The following is a 17811-nucleotide window of genomic DNA, read 5'->3' on the forward strand; positions in this document are numbered from 1 at the left end:
CCGCCCCGTGTCAGGGGTCGAAGCGGCGGGAGCCCTCGAGGGAGCGGCGGTACCGCACTTCTGGGACGACCTCGCCGTCCACATGCCAGGAGAGTTGACCGCCGTCCCAGTGGAAGCCGGCGCGTTCGTAGAAGCGGCGGGCGCGATGGTTGTCCCTGAGGACCCAGAGGGAGAGCCACGGGTAGCTCGCCGCGTCGGCCCGCGCGACGAGTTCCCGCATCAGCGCGCGCCCGACTCCGGCGCCGATCACGGGCGGCGCCACGTACAGGGCGTAGATCTCGCCGTGATCGTCCTCGCATCCCTCGTCCCGGCACGGCCCCATGACGCCCCATCCGACGACCTCGCCGCCGAGCTCGGCCACCAGGTTCTGCACGCGGGCGTCGCCGCCGAAGGAGTCCCTCCGCCGCTCGGCGTCCGCCTCGACGCTCATCCGGTCCAGGTAGCCGGCCGGGACCAGCCCGGCGTACGCGGCCCTCCACCCGCTGACCCGGACCGTGGAAACGGCGAGGACGTCGTCGGCCGTCATGTTCCTGACGGCGGGGCCGTCAGCACGTCCAGCAGTAGACGCTTTCACCAGGGCTCCTCTTCTGGCGGATGAGGTCGGTCACTCGGCGCAGGATGTCCAGTGCGGTGAACGGATCGAGGGCCAGGCCGTCGCGTGCCTTCTCCTCCGCCCACCATTGTGCGAGTTCGTCCATCCGCGGGTTCGACGCGGCCCCCAGCGCGCTCACGAGCGCGTCGGACAGGGCGAGGATCACGGCGTCGTTCTCACCGTCTGCGACGATTTCGGGGAGGTCGTCGTCGGCGAGGTCGTCGAACGAGCGTCCGGTGAGGTGGGACTCCCAGTCCAGCAGCGCCTCCTCGGCGTCGAAGCCGCAGGACGAGGCCGTGGGAAAGGACCGGCGCGGGCCGGAGCCAAGGACGCCGGCCGCGTTCGGTCGCGTGGTCACGAAGAAATCCACGATCTTGTTCATGTCCGTCCTCGCCCTCGGCGGCGCGTGTCCGCGTCCGCGTGCCAATTCTCCGGCAGGTCACGCCAAGGCGGGATCACGGGCAAGAGTGCGAACCGGCCACGAACTCCGGGTGCCGCCGGCCGATGTACGGGTTTTCCCGGATGGTGTTCGATCTCCCGGCGTCGAAGTATGGCATTGACCCGGGGGAAGGTCGGCCGTGGTTCTCGGGGCGATGGGAAGCCTGGTTTCCCATCGCCCCGAAAACCCGGTCAGGATCGCGCGCGAGGCAACGGGCGACCTCGATTATGACGCTCCTATGGCCCACACCCGCCATGTCATCCGAGGTGAACGGCGCGTCGCGGACGCGCGGGGCGCGGTATCGGTTCGGCGACGTCGTCGCGGGCCGCCAACCCACGGGGGCAGCACCACGTCTACTTACGGGTGGGTACGCACGCCGCGTACCTGTCCAGCATGCGAGCACGGCTGATCAGCCCCGCCCACCCCGCGCCGGCGGGGCTGACGGCCCGCTCGGGCGACGACTTCGAGGCATCCCGCGTCACCGCTGGGTATGCCACAGGCGAGGCGAAGGGAGTCGCGTGTGGACGTGGGGGCGGCGGGGGACGGGGCGATCGGGCGGGTCACGACCGTCGTGGTCAGCCGTGACCGTGCCCTGGCGCTGACGCGGTCGCTGCCCTGCCACGCCGGCCGGGTCGTCCTGGTCGACAACGGCTCCTCCGACGGCACCGCTGAGCTGGTACGGCGCCGGTTCCCGCACGTCGAGGTGGTCGAGCTGGACGAGAACCGGGGGGCGACCGCGCGCAACCTCGGCGTCCACCTGGCGCGCACGCCGTACGTGGCCTTCGCCGACGACGACTCCTGGTGGGCCCCGGGCGCGCTCGCCCGGGCCGCCGAGGTCTTCGACGCGCACCCCCGGCTGGGGCTGCTCGCGGCCCGCGTGCTGGTCGGTCCGCGCGAGCGGCCGGACCCGGTCTGCGCGCTGATGGCGGCCTCCCCGCTGCCCGCGGAGCCCGGCATGCCCGGGCCCGGGGTGCTCGGCTTCCTGGCCTGCGGGGCCGTGGTGCGCAGGGAGGCGTTCCTGGCGTGCGGCGGGTTCGACGACGTCGTCTTCTTCTTCGGCGAGGAGGAACGCCTCGCGGCCGACATGGCGGCGGCCGGGTGGTGGCTCGCCTACGTCGACGACGTCGTGGCCCACCACCACCCCACGCCCCCGCGCGACCCCGCGGCCCGCCGTGCCCTGGCCACGCGCAACGCGGTCCTGACCGCCGTCCTGCGCCGCCCGTGGCGGATCGTGGCCCGCAGAACGCTGGCGGCGGCCCTCGGCGACCCCGCCACCCGCCGTGGCCTCCTGGCCGTGCCGCCCCGCCTGAGCCGGGCGCTGGCCTGCCGCCGCCGCCTGCCCGCGCCCGTCGAGGGGGCGCTGCGGACACTGGAGGGGCTCTAGACGGTCACCGGGCCGGGGTCGGCGGTATTTGGCTGGGTGTTCTTCTTGTTCGGCGCTTTCCTGGTCCATACCCGTTTCCATAGGCGCAGGACGGAGGGGTTCTCCCAGGTGGAGGCGTTTCCGTGCTTTGCCGGATATAGGCGGCCGGCGGTAGAAGTTGACGAGAGAAGCCGCTCATTGCAGACTGATGCCAAGTAGTACAGGAGGGGAGTATCCCTTCGCGGCGGTGTCGCCATCACGGTCATGCTTTCGGGACACCCTGGTAGTTCCCGAAGGACGCATCCCCGGCGCCGCCGGTCCGCGTCTCACCGACGCGGGCGGGAGAGACCTGCTGCCATGTATCCGGGACGATCGTCCCTCCGAGAACAACTGAATGGGATCTCGGTCCCGTCTGAGAACCCGGCCAGGGCAGGGAACTCAGCTTACCGGTGTGTCTACTGGTCGAGCTGAGCCCTGCGTGCCTGCTCGATCGGAGCAGGGACAAGAGGTATGGGTCATGGTTTTCTCGCTCCTCGCCGTGTGGTTGCTGGCCGTCGCGGTGCCCGCCACGACGCTCATGATCGTGGCGATCGTCGCCCTTCGCGGAACGGAACCGGACCAGCGGCCGGAGATATTGCGCGCGCTGGCCATTCTCGCGCGGGCGAGCCATCGGCATTTCCCTTTCCTCGGCGGCAAACAGGACGCCGCCCTTCCATTCGCAGACCCCCGGCGAAATGACGTGTCCGGGAAAGGCGTCACGAGGAATTCGTTCCGCCGTGGGAGGGGTGCGTGTCGGCCCGCGTCACGGGAGGGGGGACCGGCGCGCGGTGATGAAGTCGGTGTCGAGGGTCATGCCCAGACCGGGGGTGTCCGGGACGGGGACCGTGCCGTCGGGGGAGAGGCGGAGATGGTCGGTGACCACGCCGCGGCTCAGGGTGCTCTGGGCGACGTTGAACTCGACCCAGTGCGCCTCGGGGAGTGTGGACAGGTAGTGGAGGCTGTAGGCGTGCAGGAGGTCGGTGAGCCAGGAGTGGGTGACGATCTCGCGGCCCGCGGCGGCGGCCTCGGGGGCGAGGGCCGTCGCGACCGTCAGGCCGCCGCAGCGGGACAGGTCCGGCTGCAGGACGTCCACCCGGCCGTCCTGGATGAGGCGGCGGAAGTCCCCCAGCGTGGCCTGCTGTTCGCCCGCGGCGGCGCGCAGCCAGGGGAACTCCCGCTTGGCCTCGGCGTACGCCTCCGGGCACTCCGGGTGGGCGAAGTCCTCCACCCAGTACGGGCCGGTCTCGGCCAGCGTCGCGAGCATCGCCCGGGTCTGCGCCGCCGTCCGCGTGCGGGGACGGCCGGCGTCCTCGACGTACCAGCCGGGGTCGACCATCAGCGTCCGGCCGGGCCCGAGGGCGGCGCGGATCGCGGCCAGGTTCTCGCGGTCGCGCCCGTGGTCGACACCGAAGCCGCCCCAGCCGAACTTCACCCCGCGAAACCCCAGCTCGGCGTACCGGGACGCGGCGGCGGCGTTGGCGGCGGGCGTGGCGCGGAACAGCGTCGAGGCGTAGGCGGGGAGCCGGTCGCGGCGGCGCACGCCCAGCAGGCCGGACAGCGGGACGCCCTCGGCCTGGGCACGGATCGACCACAGGCAGTTGTCCACGGCCGAGATGCAGTGCATGGCCACCCCGCGGCGGCCGTAGTAGGCCGTGGCGATGTACAGCTCGTCCCAGATGCCGCGGATGTCGAGCGGGTCCCGCCCGACGAGCTGTTCCCCGATCGTGCGGAACCCCAGCGCGCCCATGCCGCGCCCGCTCAGCACGCGCGCGGCGACCGGCCCGAGCGTCTCCACGTCGGCCCAGCCCTCGATCCCCTCGTCGGTGGCGACCCGCACGAGCAGCAGCCAATCGCCCTGGTCGGTCGCCTCCTCGCGGTCGTCGCGGGCGCCGTACCGCTCGTCGCCGCGCAGCAGGACCGGCGCGACCTCGGTGATCCTCACAGGCCGTCCTCCTCGCCGGGGAGCGGGCCGGGCAGGCACGTGGGCCAGGGGACGCGCCGCTCGGCCAGGCACGGCCGGAACGCCTCGGCGTACTCCACCATCAGCCGGCCGCCCTGCCGCCGGTCCTCCGCGGCCATCTCGTCGGCGTAGTCGTGCCCGCGCATCCGCCGCATGACGTCCATCTGGCTGCGGTGCAGCCGGATCAGCCGGGTCTTCTCCGCGTGGTGGTCGGACGAGAGCTGCACGAAGTGGGTGGCCTCGAACCCGTACCCTTCGCCGGGATGGGTGTAGAAGATGCCCGGCACCCGCTCCAGCGCGGCCACGTCCGGGCGGATCGAGGCGATGGTCGTGAACAGGGCCGCGTCGGTCACCGCCTTCGCCGTCACCACGTGGTCGTCGTTGTAGTCGCTCGTCCAGTGCGTGAAGACCAGGTCGGCGCGCAGCTCGCGCAACGTGGTGATCAGGTCGTGGCGCAGCGCCGCGTCGTCGGCGAGGAAGCCGTCCTCGCGGCCCAGGCAGCGGTACGACGCGCCGAGGCTCGCCGCCACCGACCGGATCTCGCGGTCCCGTATCTCCGTCGCGGCGTCGTACCCCACCGCGGTGTCGAAGGCCAGCCCCTTGTCCCCGAGGGTCACGCAGACCAGGGCGAGCGCGTGCCCGGCCTCGCGCAGCCGGAGCAGGGTGCCGGCGCAGCGCATCTCGTCGTCCTGGTGGGCGAAGACGCACACGACGTTCATGAGAGCTCCCCTCCGGGAAGTCGCGCCAGGGACGCGGCCAGGCCGCCGTCCACCTCGAGGAACGCGCCGGAGACGTAGGCCGCCTCCGGCGAGGACAGGTACGCCACGGCTCCGGCCACGTCGGCGGGGGTGCCGAACCGTCCCATGGGCAGCGATCCCGCGACGCGGTCCAGGTGGGCCGGGTCGTACAGGACCTCCTCGCCCCGGGTGCGTATCCACCCGGGGACGACGGCGTTGACGCGGATGCCGCGGCCCGTCCACTCGTGCGCCAGGGTGCGGACCACCTGGGCGAGCGCGCCGTGCGCGGCGTTGTACCCGAGGCACCCGGCGAAGGGACGGTCGGCGTGCAGCGACCCGATCACGGTCAGCGCCGAGCCCGGTCCGAGGCGGCCGGTCAGCAGCAGCTCGGTGAACAGCCCGTACGCGGCGAGCGGTCCGGCGGCGAGGCTGCGCTCGACGCTCGCCCTGCCGAGGGTCTCGGCGGGCGCGTGCTCCTCGTGGGCCACCGCGTGGACGACCGCGGTCGCGCGGCCGAGCGGTCGGACGGCCTCGGCCACGGTCGCGCCGAACCCGGGGTCGGTGGCGTCGGCGGACAGCGCCACCGCGCGCCCGCCCCGCCCGGTCAGGTCGCGGACGGTGTCGCGCGCCCGCGCCGCGTCCAGGTCGACGCAGACCACCACGTCGGCGAAGGCCGCGAGCCGCGCCGCGCAGGCCCCGCCGATGTCCCCGCCCGCGCCGGTGACGACGGCGACGCGGGCGTCCGTCGTGCTAGTCACCGTGCCGGCCGGTGTACTGGTCGCCGTCACCGTGCCGGTCGCTGGGCCGGTCGCTGGGCCGGTCGCTGGGATGGTCGCCGAACACGGCTTCGCGCAGCAGTGCCATGCGGCGTTCGACCTCGGCCGCGGTCTCGTCGTCGAGCACGTGGGAGACCGGGCCGCGCATCGCCGCCGAGCGCAGCACCCCCTGCTTGACCAGCAGGTGCTTCTCGACCGCGACGTAGCTGTCCAGGCTGTGCTGCAGGGACACGATGAGCGCGAGCGGCCCGGCGATGCGGTACGCCCGCGCGTCATCGCCCGCACGCAGCGCCCGCCACAACGCGGCCAGCGCCCACACGAGGTCGCCCGCGGGCATCGTGCCCACGGCCCCCCTGCGGAAGCCGTCGATCAGGTACAGGCCGCCCGTGCCCTCGAACACCTTGGCCCGGCCTCCGGTGGCCGCCATCAGCTCGGTCATGCGCGGCGCCACCGGCGGCGCCTCCGGCTTGTACATCACCCGGTCGCCGAGCTCCTGATGCAGGCGCCGTTGCAGGTCGATGGACAGCGGCGTGCCGACGTACCCGCTGGCGTCCTGGACGATCAGCGGCACGCTCACCGTCCCCGCGATGGCCATGAAGTACCGCATCAGCTCGTCGTCGGTGGCCCGGACCAGCCCCGGCGGGGTGGCCATCACCGCGTCGGCGCCCATCTCGGCGGCGTGCGCGGCGTGCCGGACCGCCACCGTCGTCGACTCCGCCCCGACGCTCACCACCGAGGCGCCGCGCCCGCGCGCCAGCTTGCAGGTCAGCGTCACCATCTCGTCCCGCTCCTCGGAGGACAGCCGCAGGACCTCGCTGACCATGGCGAACACGACGCCGTCCGCGCCGTTGGCGAAGAGCCAGTCGAACTGGGCCTCGAGCTGCGCGGGGTCGACGCTCCCGTCCTCGGTGAAAGGGGTCTGGAACACGGCGAGCACGCCGGCGACCGGCGCGACGGGACGCGGCGTGGGTGGGGTGAACTCGGGCTGCACGTCTTCCCCTGTCTGGAACGGGCCGTGATGGCCGGGTTGTTCAGCCCGCCGGACGGGCGGGGCCGAGCAGGGACGGCGCGTCCCTGCCGCAGATCTGGTCGATGGCCTCGCCGGCGCGCGCCCCGCACAGGCCGCCCACCGTGCGCTCCACGGTCGGGAACGGTGCGCACGTCCACGGCCACCCGGGTCACGGCGCGTCCCGCCCGCCGGAGCCCACCCGGTGCGCCACCTCGGTCAGCGCGGCGATCAGCTCGTCCAGCCGCTCGTCGATGCGCGCGGTGGGCCCGCTGACGCTCAGCGCGTGCGAGTACTGGCCGCGGTCGTCGCGGATCGGCACGCCGACGCACTTCAGTCCGATCTCCGACTCCTCGTCGTCGAGCGCGTACCCGCGTTCCCGTACGGCGGCGAGGTCGGCGAGCACGTCGTGCGGCTCGGTGCGGGTGAACCGCGTGCGGCGCACCGGGGGCCGGGTGCGCATCAGGTGCTCCACGGCCCGCTCGGGCAGGTGGGCGAGGACGCACTTGCCGAGGCTGGAGACGAACCAGTCGTCGCGGTCGCCGACGCTGGCGCCGCGCCGGATCGACCTGCCGCTCTCCAGCGCCTCGATGATGACGATCTCGCCGCCCTCGTGGAGGGCGAGGTTGACGGTCTCGTCGAAGCGGGCCAGCAGCTCGCGCATGTGCGGCAGCACCCGGGCGCGCAGCGGGCGCGCGGTGCGCGCGGCCTGCCCGACCGTGATCAGCCGCACGCCGAGCGTGTAGGCGCGGGTCTGCTCGTCGCGCTCCAGCCAGCCGTGCTCGACGAGCCGCCGCAGGTACCGGGTGGCCGTCGAGGGGTCGATGCCGCAGGCGGCCGACACCTCCGACAGGCTCTGCCGGGGAGCGTCCACGAAGGACTCCACGATGGCGATCAGCCTGTCGCTCGACTTGGCCGACACCGTACTTCTCATCCGTTCACCCCTGGGTAGTGGCAGGCCACGAAGGCCGGGGGCGATCCGGCCCCTTGTAGCGGCGGGTCCTGAGTGGCGCACAGATCCCGACCGGCGCCGACCGGGCAGCGCGGCAGGAAACGGCAGCCGCCGGCCGCGACGGCCTCCGTGACCGGGGCGGCGCCGCTCGCGCGGGCGCGTCGCCGCGCGGGGTCGGCCACCGGGACGGCGTCCAGGAGCAGTCTGGTGTACGGGTGCCGGGGGGCGGAGAAGAAGACCTCGCGCGGCGCCTCCTCGACGATCCGGCCCCGGTACATGACGCCGACGCGCCGGGCCATGTACCGGACGATGCCGAGGTCGTGCGAGATGAACAGGTACGTGAGGCCCAGCTCGCGCTGCAGTCCGGACAGCAGGTTGAGGATCTGCGCGCGCACCGAGACGTCCAGCGCCGAGACGGCCTCGTCCAGCACGACGAAGTCCGGGCGCAGGGCCAGCGCGCGGGCGATCGCCACGCGCTGCGCCTGGCCGCCCGACAGCTCGCGGGGCCGCCGCCCGCCCACGCCCGCGGGCAGTTGCACCAGGTCGAGCAGCTCGGCGACGCGGGCCTCACGCTCCCGTGCGGTGCCCGCGCCGTGGGCGCGCAGCGGGGCCGCCACGATGTCGCGGACCGTCTGCCTGCGGTTGAGCGACCCGTGCGGGTCCTGGAAGACGACCTGCACCCGGGCGCGCAGGCGCCGCAGGCTCCCCGGCGGCAGCGCGCCCACGTCCCGGCCGTCGAACAGCACCGTGCCCGCGTCCGGCTCGGTCAGCCGCAGCACGCAGCGGCCCAGCGTGGACTTCCCCGAGCCGGACTCGCCGACCAGGCCGTAGGTCTCGCCGCGCGGCACGGAGAGCGACACGCCGTCGACGGCCCGCGTCCTGCCGCCCTCGGGCGCGGGGAAGGTCTTCACCAGGCCGCGCACGTCGAGCAGCGGCGCGACGGTCGAATCAGGCATCGGCGGCCTCGGCTTCCTCCGCGCGGACGCACCGCACCAGCGCGTCGCCGACCTGCCGCAACGCCACGGGTTCGCCGCAGCGGTCCACCGCCAGGGGGCAGCGCGGGCGGAAGTCGCAGCTCTGGTGGAGCGACTCGGGCGGCGGTGGCTGGCCGGGGATCGCCGGGATGGGCACGTCGAGCGGGGTGGTCAGGTCGACGGTCGCCGCCAGCAGGGCCCGGCCGTACGGGTGGCGCGGGCCCGCGTACAGCCGGTCGGTGGCGGCGCGCTCGACCACCCGCCCCGCGTACATGACGGCGATCTCGTCGCAGAACCCGGCCGCGACGCCGAGGTCGTGGGTGATGAGGACGGCGGCCAGCCCGCGTTCCCGGCAGATGCGGTCGATCAGGTCGAGCACCTGGGCCTGGGTGGTGACGTCCAGGGCGGTGGTGGGCTCGTCGCAGAGCAGTACGTCCGGCTCGCCCCCCAGCGCCATCGCGATCACGACCCGCTGGCGCATCCCGCCGGACAGCTCGTGCGGGTAGGCCCCGGCCCTGTGCCGCGGCACGCCGACCTCGGCGAGCAGGTCGCCGGCCCGCCCGGCCGCCCGGGCGCGGCCCACGTCGTGGTGCAGGCGGATGGCCTCGACGATCTGCGCGCCGACGGTCATCAGAGGATTGAGCGACGTCCCGGGGTCCTGGTAGATCATCGACACGCGGCGGCCCCGCACCCGGTCGAGTCGCCGCCGGCTCAGCCGCAGCAGGTCCGTGCCGCCGAGCACGACCTCGCCTCCGGCGACCCGGACGGGCGGCCGCAGCAGCCCCATCACGGCCAGCGCGGTGAGCGTCTTGCCGCACCCCGATTCGCCGACGACGCCCAGCCGGCGCCCGGCCGCCACGTCGAGGCTCACCCCCCGCACGACCGGCACGCCGCCGGCCTCCACCCGCAGGTCCCGTACCTCCAGCACCGGCGCGGCCGCCGCACCGCCCGCCGCACCGCCTGCCGTGCCGCTTGCCGAGCCGCCCGTCACGCCATCCGCCGCGCCGCCCGTCACGCCGCTCACCGCGCCGCCCGCCGGGCCGCGCCGCCGAGCCGGTCGGCCGCGAGGTTGAGGCACAGGATCGTGGCCAGGATCGCCACCGCCGGGCACACCGCGTACTTCGGGTCGCTGTAGAGATAGCCGTACCCCTGTTGCAGCAGCACCCCCCACGACATGGCCGGCGGCTGCACGCCGAGGCCCACGAAGCTCAGGCTCGCCTCCAGGATCATCGCGCTCGCCGCGTTGATCACCGCCTGGCTCGCCAGCGCGGGCGCGGTGTTCGGCAGCACCTCCCGCAGCATCAGCCGCAGCGGCCCCGCGCCGTACGCGACGCCCGCCGTGTAGTAGTCCAGGGTCATCTCGCCGAGGACGACCGCCCGCGCCATGCGCGCCGACGACGGGGCCAGCAGCAGCCCGGTGATGACGATCAACGACGTCAGCGACGCCCCGAACGCGGCCACGCACACCAGCGCGAACAGGATCTGCGGCCCGGCCATCGCCATGTCGGCCCCGCGCATCAGCAGTTCGTCCGCCACGCCGCCGCGCCGCGCGGCCAGCACCCCCCACGACGTGCCGAGCGCGAACGCGATCGCGACGCCGCCCGCGGCCACGGCCAGCGAGAGCCGCCCGCCGTACAGCAGCCGGGCCAGCATGTCGCGGCCCAGCTCGTCGGTGCCGAGCCAGTGCGTCCCGCCCGGCGGCGCGAAGCTCGCGGCCGGGTCGGTGAGGTTCGGGTCGAGGCCGAGCACCCACGGCCCCGCGACGCAGGCGGCGGCGATGAGCGCCACGGCGACCAGACCCGCCGGGGGGAGCGCGGCCCGGGTCCGCGCGGGGAGCGCCAGGGCGCGGCCGCTAGGCACGACGGCTCCGCGTCCGCGGGTCGAGCGCCCACACGGCCAGGTCCACGGCCAGCGAGACCCCGATGAACAGGGCGCTGACCAGCAGGACCACCGACTGCAGCACCGCGTAGTCACGCTGGAACGCCGACTCCACCGACAGCGAGCCGAGGCCGGAGAAGCCGAACGTGTACTCCACGATCACGCTGCCTCCCAAGGTGTATCCGACGATGAGGCCGAGCATCGTCAGGCTCGGCAGCGCGGCGTTGCGCAGCGCGTGCCGGACGACGACCACCCGGCGCGGCGCGCCCTTGCCCTCGGCGGTGCGCGCGTACGCCGACGCCAGCGCCGTGATCAGCTCGCCGCGCAGGTACCGCAGCACCAGCGGCGCCGCGACCGCCGACAGCGAGACCGCGGGCAGCGCCAGGCTCGCGAGGTTGCCCCCGACGCTCTCCGACAGCGGCACGAAGCCGCGGGCCGGCAGCCAGCGCAGGGTCACGCTGAAGGCCAGGATGAGCAGGATGCCCGCGACGAACGGAGGGAACGCCATGCCCGCCGAGGCGAGCGCGCCGATCAGGCGGTCCGCCCAGCCGTCCGGGCGGACCGCGGCGGCGATCGCGGCCGGCGTCGCGACCGCCACCGACAGGGCCACCGCCAGCACGGTCAGCTCCAGCGTCGGCCCGAGCCGTGCCGCGATCAGGTCGGACACCGGCATGCGGTTGAAGTAGGAGTCGCCGAGGTCGCCCCTCAGCATGCCCGAGACCCAGGCGAGGTACTGCGTGACCAGCGGACGGTCGAGCCCGGCCGCGGCGCGCAGCCGGTCGATGGCCGCCTGGTCGAAGCCCTGCGCGGCGCCCAGCCGGGCGGTCACGGGGTCGCCGGGCAGCGCCCGCAGCACCGCGAAGATGACCACCGACAGACCGGCGAGCATGCCGGCGCTGATCAGCACACGCCGCACCACGTACCGCACCACGTCACCTCCGATCGGGTCGCCTCAGCGGGCGCGGTGGGCGTGTCACCCGGCGAATCCGGCGCTCTCCAGGTGCGGGTTGCCCGCGCCGTCCACCCACAGGCCCGTCACCGTCCGTTTGGCGGCGGTCAGCGTGGCGAACTGGAGCGGCACGTAGATGGGCACCTGCCGGTTGACGATCTCCTGCATCTGGTGCCAGATCGCCCGGCGTTCGGCGTCGTCGGCCGTGGCCAGCGCCTTCTCGTAGAGCGCGTCGAAGCCGGCGTTGTTCCAGTTGCACTCGCAGCGGCCCTTGAGCAGGAACAGGAACTCGTTGGCGGGGTCGGCGGGGAAGGACTGGAAGTTCGGGATGATCATGCCGGGGAACTTCTTGCCCGCCGGGTAGAACTTCGCGGCCCAGGCGGCGATGTCGGTGTTCTCGATCTGCAGGTTGATGCCGATCTTCTTCAGGCTGGCCTGGAGGATCTGCCCGCTGATGTTCCACTCCGGGTACTGCCCGGCGACGCCCCACCACGTCAGCGTGCTGCCCTGCGTGATGCCCGCCTCGGCGAACAGCGCCTTGGCCTTGTCGAGGTCGTAGGTGTAGTCGGTGAGCGCGCCGCCATGGTCCGGGCTGTTGCGCGGCAGCGGGTTGTTGGTCGTCGAGACGATGCCCTGCCCGAAGTAGGCGGCCTTGAGGTTCGCCGCCTGGTCGATGGCGTACGCGAGCGCCTGGCGGGCCTTCGGGTCGTCGAACGGCGGCGAGGTCGTGTCCACCTCCCAGCTCACGTACTGGCCGATCACCGCGGGCCGCACCACGGCCAGCCGCGGATCGTTCTCGATGGACGAGACCTGGGAGAGCGGGACCGACCACAGCACGTCCAGGTCCCCGGCCCGCAGCGCGGTGACCGCGGACGACGAGTCGGCGGCTTTGACGATCTTGATGCCGTCGAGCGGCGGCTTGGTCCCGAAGTAGCCGGGGTTGCGCTCCAGCACCAGGTGGTCGTTCGGGACGTACTCCTTGACCTTGAACGGGCCGGTGACGGCCGGGTCCTTGTCCATCGCCGCGAGCGCGCCGGTGTCGACGATCTTCACCATCTGGATCGAGGAGGGGAACAGCGCGTTCGGCTTCTTCAGGGTGAAGACCACCGAGTCACCGGAGCCGGGCTCGACCGTCGCGATCGGGGCCACGTTGTTCTTGAGCTGGGTCGCGGTGCCGGGGTCCTTGTAGTACTCGATCGTCGAGACGACGTCGGCGGCGGTGAGCGCCTTGCCGTTGGAGAACTTCACCCCCGGCCGCAGCGTGAACGTCCAGACCTTCTGGCTTGCGTCGGCCTTCCAGCTCGCCGCGAGATCCGGCTCCAGCCGCTCGTTCCTGTCCACCTTGACCAGCCCGTTCCACATCAGCGGAAACAGAGCCTCCTGCCAGGCGTTCTCCTTGGTCACCGGATTGAGCCCGGTCAGCCCCTGCGCCGCCGCGATCGTCAGCACACCCCCCACCCGCGGCCCCCCCGAAACCGCCCGCGACCCCGCCGTCCCCCCACCCGCCCCACCACACGCACTCACGCCGACCAGGCATAAGACTCCCGCGACGACCAGACTCCCTCGCCCCATCCCGAGGCCCTCCTCCAGTCACGCCGGCCCCCGCCACGGCTCCCAGCATTTTCACTGAGTGAAAATCACTCTCACTCAATGCAAACAGCGCACGACACACCTCGTCAAGACTCGGGGTGGTCGCATCGTCAGCAGACAACTGGTGACGGGGCGTCGACGGCTACGGCACCTCGTGGTGCAAGCTGACGAACCGCCAGTCCATATCGATGCAAGCGCTACACGAAACCCGTCGGATCCGAGGTGATCCGCGACTTCCGGCTCCCCGATATCTAGGTATTACGGCGAACTGAACCAGTGCTTGGGCGGGTCGGTTTTCGGGTTGATGACGCGTAGTCGGCTCGCCGGGGTCGGGTCGATTCCCCGTAAGGTGATCAATCGCTGGCCGTCCGCCTCTTCCAGGGCCGTCAAGGCTGCCGGGAGTCCCGCGACGACCGTCGCGATCGCGACGGCCATGCCGGCCAACCCGGCGTGCTTGTGGGGATATTCGATCCTGTGCAGACCTGAGGCTTTTATGGCCGCGACCTCGCGTGGGCGCTCCATTTGTTTGCCGTCGTTCGTCAGGATCGCTTCGAATCCCTTGGCCGCGGCGCGTGGATACAGGCTCTCGTCCCGCGTTCCCGACCAGCCCGGAAGATCGAGCAAATGGACGACTTCATGGTCCAGGATGAGGCTGATGAGCGTCTGACGGAGTGGCTTGAGGACGTTCTCATCCAGCAGCAGCCGCACGGGGCTCCCGGGAAGGCTCGTAACTGTCGACGTAGTCGGCGAAATCGGCGGCGTCCCTCGCGGCCGAGGCCGTGACGCCGGGGTAGTAGTCGGAAATCCGTTCGGCGGGGACGCCGTCACGCAGCAAGGCCGCGACCTCGTCGTACGGGATCCGCGTCCCCTCGATGACCGGGACTCCACCGCGGACGGCGGGATCCACGGTCACGTGCTCCCGTGGCTGAAGGAGGTCGGGGATGTGCCGGCCGTCGCGATAGAAGGGACGCAGCACGTCCACCATTTCGTGAATGACGATGTTCGCCGTGCGGTGCACGAGGTCGGTCGCCTGTTCCGGCTCCACCAGGTAAATGCTGCCTCCATCCGCCGCCAGCCGATAGGCGGACAGATGCTCACGTTCCCGCAGGCCATCGCGCAACGTGTCCAGCGCCCGCCTGATTCTCTGCAACGAGGCGTCCTGCCGGAGCTTGACGCAGGTCCGGAGCGCGACGACGTCCCTGAACGAATAAAGGATCGGGCGTACCTCGGAGAGCTCGGGCACCAGCACGGCTCCGTGGCGCGACGAAGCCTTCCGCCAGTGAGCGAGCTGGCGAAGCGTCGCACCGGACAGCGCCGCGGCGAGCGTTGGACTGTAGGACATTCCGCCTCCTTCCCTCCTGCCGGAAGACACGAACTACCGCGCCATCATCGCAAAGATCCCGACGATGTTCATGGTGTATCTCACACCGGTTCGCCGACCGCGCACATTTGATTAAGGCATGTAGAACGATCCCGGTGAACCGGTACAGGTGCGCATATTGTTGTGGATCTCGTGATCCGGATCGCGGGGTAGTCGGCAGTGGCCACACCGAAACTCCGGATCGACACGTCCAGAGAAGCGTTTCAGCACTGGCCGCGCATCAGTTGGGCGAGCTCGTCGGGGGTGAGGGGTGGTTCGGGGAGGGGGTGGGCGGCGGGGGGGCGTAGGGCGTCGAGGAGGAGGGACAGGTGGCGGCGCCAGGCGTTGGGGCGGATGGTCGTGGTGACCTCGATGGTGCGGGCGGTGCCCCAGGTCAGGAAGGCCACGTCCTCGAGGGTGAAGTCGGGGCGCAGGGCGCCCGAGTCCCTGGCTCGGTCGATGACGCGTTTCATCAGCGTGTACCCATGGGCGAGGGCCTCGCTCGACGGGGCTTGGGGGACGCGGCCGGAGAGCAGGTCGTTGTAGCCGCGGTCGGCCGCCTGGAGTTCGCAGACGCCTTCCAGGAAGTGGACCAGCCCTTCCCAGGGAGCGTCCATGGCGAGGGCGTGCTCGGCGATGCGCGTCACGGTGGCGGCGCGGTCGGCGAAGACGGCTTCGACGAGGTCGGCGCGGTCGGGGAAGTGGTTGTAGAGGGTGCCGCTGCTGACCCCGGCCGTGCGGGCGATCTCGTCGAGGGAGACGTCGAGCCCGCGCGCGGCGTACAGCTCGCGCGCCGCCTTGATCAGCAGGTCGCGGTTGCGCTGTGCGTCCTTCCTCAGCGGTTTGGCGCGTGTGGACATGCGCCGATCCTATCGAAGTTGACCGTGCTCCCAAGTTCTGCGTACGCTCGACTAAGTTGAGAGTGCAGTCAACTTTCTCAGACCCCTGCCAAAGGAGCTGACTTCCGTATGCCCGGAACACTCGCGATCTTCGGTGCCGGCCCTGTCCTCGGCCTGTCTCTCGCTCGTCGCTTCGGCCGGGAGGGGTTTCGGGTCGCGCTCGTGGCCCGTACCGAGCGCACGCTCGCGCCGCTCGTCGCCGCGCTCGCCGCGGATGGCGTCGAGGCGGCCGGGTTCCGCGCCGATGTCTATGACCACGACGCGACGGAGCGTGCCGTCGCGGACATCAAGCGCGCGTACGGGCGGATCGACGTCGCGGTGTTCAGTCCGGGTGGCGGCGACATGGGGGAGGGGATCGCGGCCACGCTGGACGTCGACGTGGCGAACGCCCGGCTGATGCTCGACCGTTTCGTGGTCTCGGCGGTGTCCCTCGTCTGGCAGGTCCTGCCGGACATGGCCGAACGGGGAGAGGGCGCCGTCCTGTTCACCGCCGGCCGGTCGGGCATCCACCCGACGCCGTACCTCGGCAACGCCGGCATGGCCCAGGCCGCGCTGCGCAACTACGTCCACACGCTCAACGAGTCCCTCGCGGGCACGGGCGTCTACGCGGGCGCCGTCAACATCGGCGCGCTCATCGAGGGCAGTGTGCCGCACCAGGGCGTCACCGCGTCCGGGCAGCCGCTCGACTTCGACCCGGAGGTGATCCACCCCGACGTGTTCGCCGACGCCTTCTGGGAGCTGTACGAGCGGCGTGACCGCGTCGAGATCCTGGTCGGCGCCTTCGGCCGGTAGGGCGGCCGCTCCGGCGGCGCCAGGGTCACCGTTCGAACTCGGTCAGCCAGCGGGTGAGGATCTCTTCGAGCAGTGCCGCCTGGCCGGGGGGGAGCGCGGCGAGGAGGCGGCGTTCGTTGCGCATGTGGGCGGTGAAGGCGGCGTCGATCAGGTCGCGGCCGGCGGGGGTGAGGGCGACCACGCGGGCGCGGCCGTCGGCGTGGGAGCGGCGGCGGGTGACGAGGCCGGCGTTTTCGAGGCGGTCGAGCCGCTTGGTCATCGCCCCGGTGGTGACCATGGTGTGCCGGGCCAGCTCGCCCGGCGCGCGTTCGAAGGGCTCTCCGGCGCGGCGCAGCGTGGCGAGGACGTCGAACTCGCCCTCTTCGAGCCCGTGCTCGCGGTAGACGGTGACGAGCTCGCCGGTCAGGTGCGCGGCGAGGCGGTGCAGGCGTCCGATGACGCCCTGCGGGGTGACGTCCACGTCGGGGCGCTCCCGTCGCCATTCCGCCTGGATTCTGGCCACATGATCCATAGTCGTCACATCTCCCAATATATCTTCCCGGGAAGCTATAGTCGCTTCCATGGAAGCTACATGGCGCTGGGTCCTCGTGACGGCGATCGCGCCGGTGACGTGGGGGACGAACTACTTCGTCATCCACGAGTACCTGCCGGCCGGCCACCCGTTGTGGGGCGCGGTGCTCCGGGCGCTCCCGGCGGGCCTGCTGTTGCTGGCCGTGGGCCGGCGACTGCCGACAGGCTCGTGGTGGTGGCGCTCGGCGGTGCTCGGCGCGCTGAACATGGGGGCGTTCTTCGCCCTGATCTACGTGTCGGCGCAGCTCCTGCCGACCAGCGTGGCCTCCACGATCATGGCCTCGTCGCCGGTGGTGATGATGCTCATCGCCTGGGCGATGCTGCGCGAACGCCCCGCCCTGCCCGCCTGCGCCGGTGCGGTGCTGGGCGTCGCGGGGGTGTACCTGATGCTCTTCAGCGGGCTCACCGCCGTGAACCTGTGGGGCGTGGCCTCGTCGGTCACGGCGATGCTGCTGTCCAGCCTCGGGTACGTGCTGGCCAAGAAGTGGGGGGACGGCACGAGCGTGCTCGCGTCCACATCCTGGCAGCTCATCGCCGGAGGGCTGGTGCTCGTCCCGTTCGCCGTCGTCGCCGAGGGCGCGCCCCCCGCGCTGGACGGCCCGGCCGTCGCCGGGTTCGCCTACGTCACGGTCGTCGCCACGGCGGTGGCCTTCGCGGCCTGGTTCGCCGGCCTGAAGCACCTGCGTGCCGGGACGGTCGGGCTGGTGGGCCTGCTCAACCCCGTCACCGGAGTGCTGCTCGGCACGCTCGTGGCCGCCGAGGCCCTCACCGTGCGGCAGGGGGCGGGTCTGGCGCTCGTCCTGGTAGGCATCCTCCTCGGCCGTCCCGCGACCCGGCCGCCGCGCGTCCCCGCGGAGACGGGCGCGGCCCCCGCGCCGTGCGCCCGGTGAGGGAGGGCTTGAACCCCCGTGACGGGCTCGGCCCGCGCCGCCTGA

At 72.4% G+C, this 17811-nt stretch carries 19 protein-coding genes; 3 read left to right on the forward strand and 16 right to left on the reverse strand.

Features of this window, described 5'->3' with window-relative positions:
• Window positions 1–10: 10 nt before the first annotated feature.
• Entirely contained in the window at window positions 11–526 is a 516-nt protein-coding gene (locus BJ981_RS14170; protein WP_184611563.1) for a GNAT family N-acetyltransferase, read from the reverse strand.
• A 19-nt stretch (window positions 527–545) separates the two neighbouring features.
• On the reverse strand, window positions 546–974 hold the full coding sequence (locus tag BJ981_RS14175; RefSeq protein ID WP_184611565.1) for a hypothetical protein: 429 nt from the start codon (window positions 972–974) through the stop codon (window positions 546–548).
• 577 nt (window positions 975–1551) lie between these two features.
• Here BJ981_RS14175 and BJ981_RS14180 point away from each other — a divergent pair.
• Window positions 1552–2415 (forward strand): glycosyltransferase family 2 protein, encoded by an 864-nt coding sequence (locus BJ981_RS14180; RefSeq protein ID WP_239139586.1) that lies wholly within the window; start codon window positions 1552–1554, stop codon window positions 2413–2415.
• A 781-nt stretch (window positions 2416–3196) separates the two neighbouring features.
• Here the strand turns inward: BJ981_RS14180 and BJ981_RS14185 are convergent.
• The 13 genes from BJ981_RS14185 to BJ981_RS14245 form a co-directional block, all read right to left on the reverse strand.
• Window positions 3197–4375, reverse strand: coding sequence for a mandelate racemase/muconate lactonizing enzyme family protein (locus tag BJ981_RS14185; RefSeq protein WP_184611569.1), 1179 nt, complete (start codon window positions 4373–4375; stop codon window positions 3197–3199).
• A complete protein-coding gene (locus BJ981_RS14190) occupies window positions 4372–5112 on the reverse strand; it encodes a PIG-L deacetylase family protein (RefSeq protein ID WP_184611571.1) in 741 nt (246 codons plus the stop codon). Before BJ981_RS14190 ends, BJ981_RS14185 begins: the two co-directional genes overlap by 4 nt.
• Window positions 5109–5888 carry an SDR family NAD(P)-dependent oxidoreductase gene (locus tag BJ981_RS14195; protein ID WP_184611573.1) on the reverse strand — a complete coding sequence of 260 codons (780 nt, stop codon included), beginning with the start codon at window positions 5886–5888 and terminating at the stop codon, window positions 5109–5111. Before BJ981_RS14195 ends, BJ981_RS14190 begins: the two co-directional genes overlap by 4 nt.
• On the reverse strand, window positions 5881–6897 hold the full coding sequence (locus BJ981_RS14200) for a dihydrodipicolinate synthase family protein (RefSeq protein ID WP_184611576.1): 1017 nt from the start codon (window positions 6895–6897) through the stop codon (window positions 5881–5883). The genes BJ981_RS14195 and BJ981_RS14200 overlap by 8 nt, the downstream gene beginning before the upstream one ends.
• 187 nt (window positions 6898–7084) lie before the next feature.
• The gene (locus BJ981_RS14205) at window positions 7085–7846 is read right to left on the reverse strand and encodes an IclR family transcriptional regulator (RefSeq protein WP_184611577.1); all 762 of its coding nucleotides are present in this window, start codon (window positions 7844–7846) and stop codon (window positions 7085–7087) included.
• Entirely contained in the window at window positions 7843–8820 is a 978-nt protein-coding gene (locus tag BJ981_RS14210) for an ABC transporter ATP-binding protein (protein WP_184611580.1), read from the reverse strand. Before BJ981_RS14210 ends, BJ981_RS14205 begins: the two co-directional genes overlap by 4 nt.
• Complete coding sequence (locus BJ981_RS14215) at window positions 8813–9862, reverse strand: ABC transporter ATP-binding protein (protein ID WP_184611582.1); 1050 nt, start codon at window positions 9860–9862, stop codon at window positions 8813–8815. The genes BJ981_RS14210 and BJ981_RS14215 overlap by 8 nt, the downstream gene beginning before the upstream one ends.
• Complete coding sequence (locus BJ981_RS14220) at window positions 9859–10698, reverse strand: ABC transporter permease (RefSeq protein ID WP_184611584.1); 840 nt, start codon at window positions 10696–10698, stop codon at window positions 9859–9861. Before BJ981_RS14220 ends, BJ981_RS14215 begins: the two co-directional genes overlap by 4 nt.
• On the reverse strand, window positions 10691–11644 hold the full coding sequence (locus BJ981_RS14225; RefSeq protein WP_204070576.1) for an ABC transporter permease: 954 nt from the start codon (window positions 11642–11644) through the stop codon (window positions 10691–10693). Before BJ981_RS14225 ends, BJ981_RS14220 begins: the two co-directional genes overlap by 8 nt.
• Window positions 11645–11689: 45 nt before the next feature.
• Window positions 11690–13114, reverse strand: a complete 1425-nt coding sequence (locus BJ981_RS14230) for an ABC transporter substrate-binding protein (RefSeq protein ID WP_184611588.1) — start codon at window positions 13112–13114, stop codon at window positions 11690–11692.
• 399 nt (window positions 13115–13513) lie between these two features.
• Window positions 13514–13963 (reverse strand): PIN-like domain-containing protein, encoded by a 450-nt coding sequence (locus BJ981_RS14235; RefSeq protein ID WP_184611590.1) that lies wholly within the window; start codon window positions 13961–13963, stop codon window positions 13514–13516.
• Window positions 13944–14597, reverse strand: coding sequence for a DUF433 domain-containing protein (locus BJ981_RS14240; RefSeq protein WP_184611592.1), 654 nt, complete (start codon window positions 14595–14597; stop codon window positions 13944–13946). Before BJ981_RS14240 ends, BJ981_RS14235 begins: the two co-directional genes overlap by 20 nt.
• Window positions 14598–14839: 242 nt before the next feature.
• Window positions 14840–15475, reverse strand: a complete 636-nt coding sequence (locus BJ981_RS14245; protein WP_184611594.1) for a TetR/AcrR family transcriptional regulator — start codon at window positions 15473–15475, stop codon at window positions 14840–14842.
• Window positions 15476–15583: 108 nt separating this feature from the next.
• On the opposite strand from BJ981_RS14245, the gene BJ981_RS14250 reads away from it, so the two are divergent.
• A complete protein-coding gene (locus BJ981_RS14250) occupies window positions 15584–16306 on the forward strand; it encodes an SDR family NAD(P)-dependent oxidoreductase (protein ID WP_184611596.1) in 723 nt (240 codons plus the stop codon).
• Window positions 16307–16331: 25 nt separating this feature from the next.
• Here the strand turns inward: BJ981_RS14250 and BJ981_RS14255 are convergent, their stop codons facing one another.
• Window positions 16332–16817 carry a MarR family winged helix-turn-helix transcriptional regulator gene (locus BJ981_RS14255; RefSeq protein ID WP_184616048.1) on the reverse strand — a complete coding sequence of 162 codons (486 nt, stop codon included), beginning with the start codon at window positions 16815–16817 and terminating at the stop codon, window positions 16332–16334.
• Between the two features lie 49 nt (window positions 16818–16866).
• Between BJ981_RS14255 and BJ981_RS14260 the strand changes: the two genes are divergently transcribed.
• A complete protein-coding gene (locus BJ981_RS14260; RefSeq protein ID WP_184611598.1) occupies window positions 16867–17766 on the forward strand; it encodes a DMT family transporter in 900 nt (299 codons plus the stop codon).
• The last annotated feature ends 45 nt before the right edge of the window (window positions 17767–17811 follow it).

Origin of the sequence: Sphaerisporangium krabiense (assembly GCF_014200435.1) — a bacterium.
GTDB lineage: Bacteria > Actinomycetota > Actinomycetes > Streptosporangiales > Streptosporangiaceae > Sphaerisporangium > Sphaerisporangium krabiense.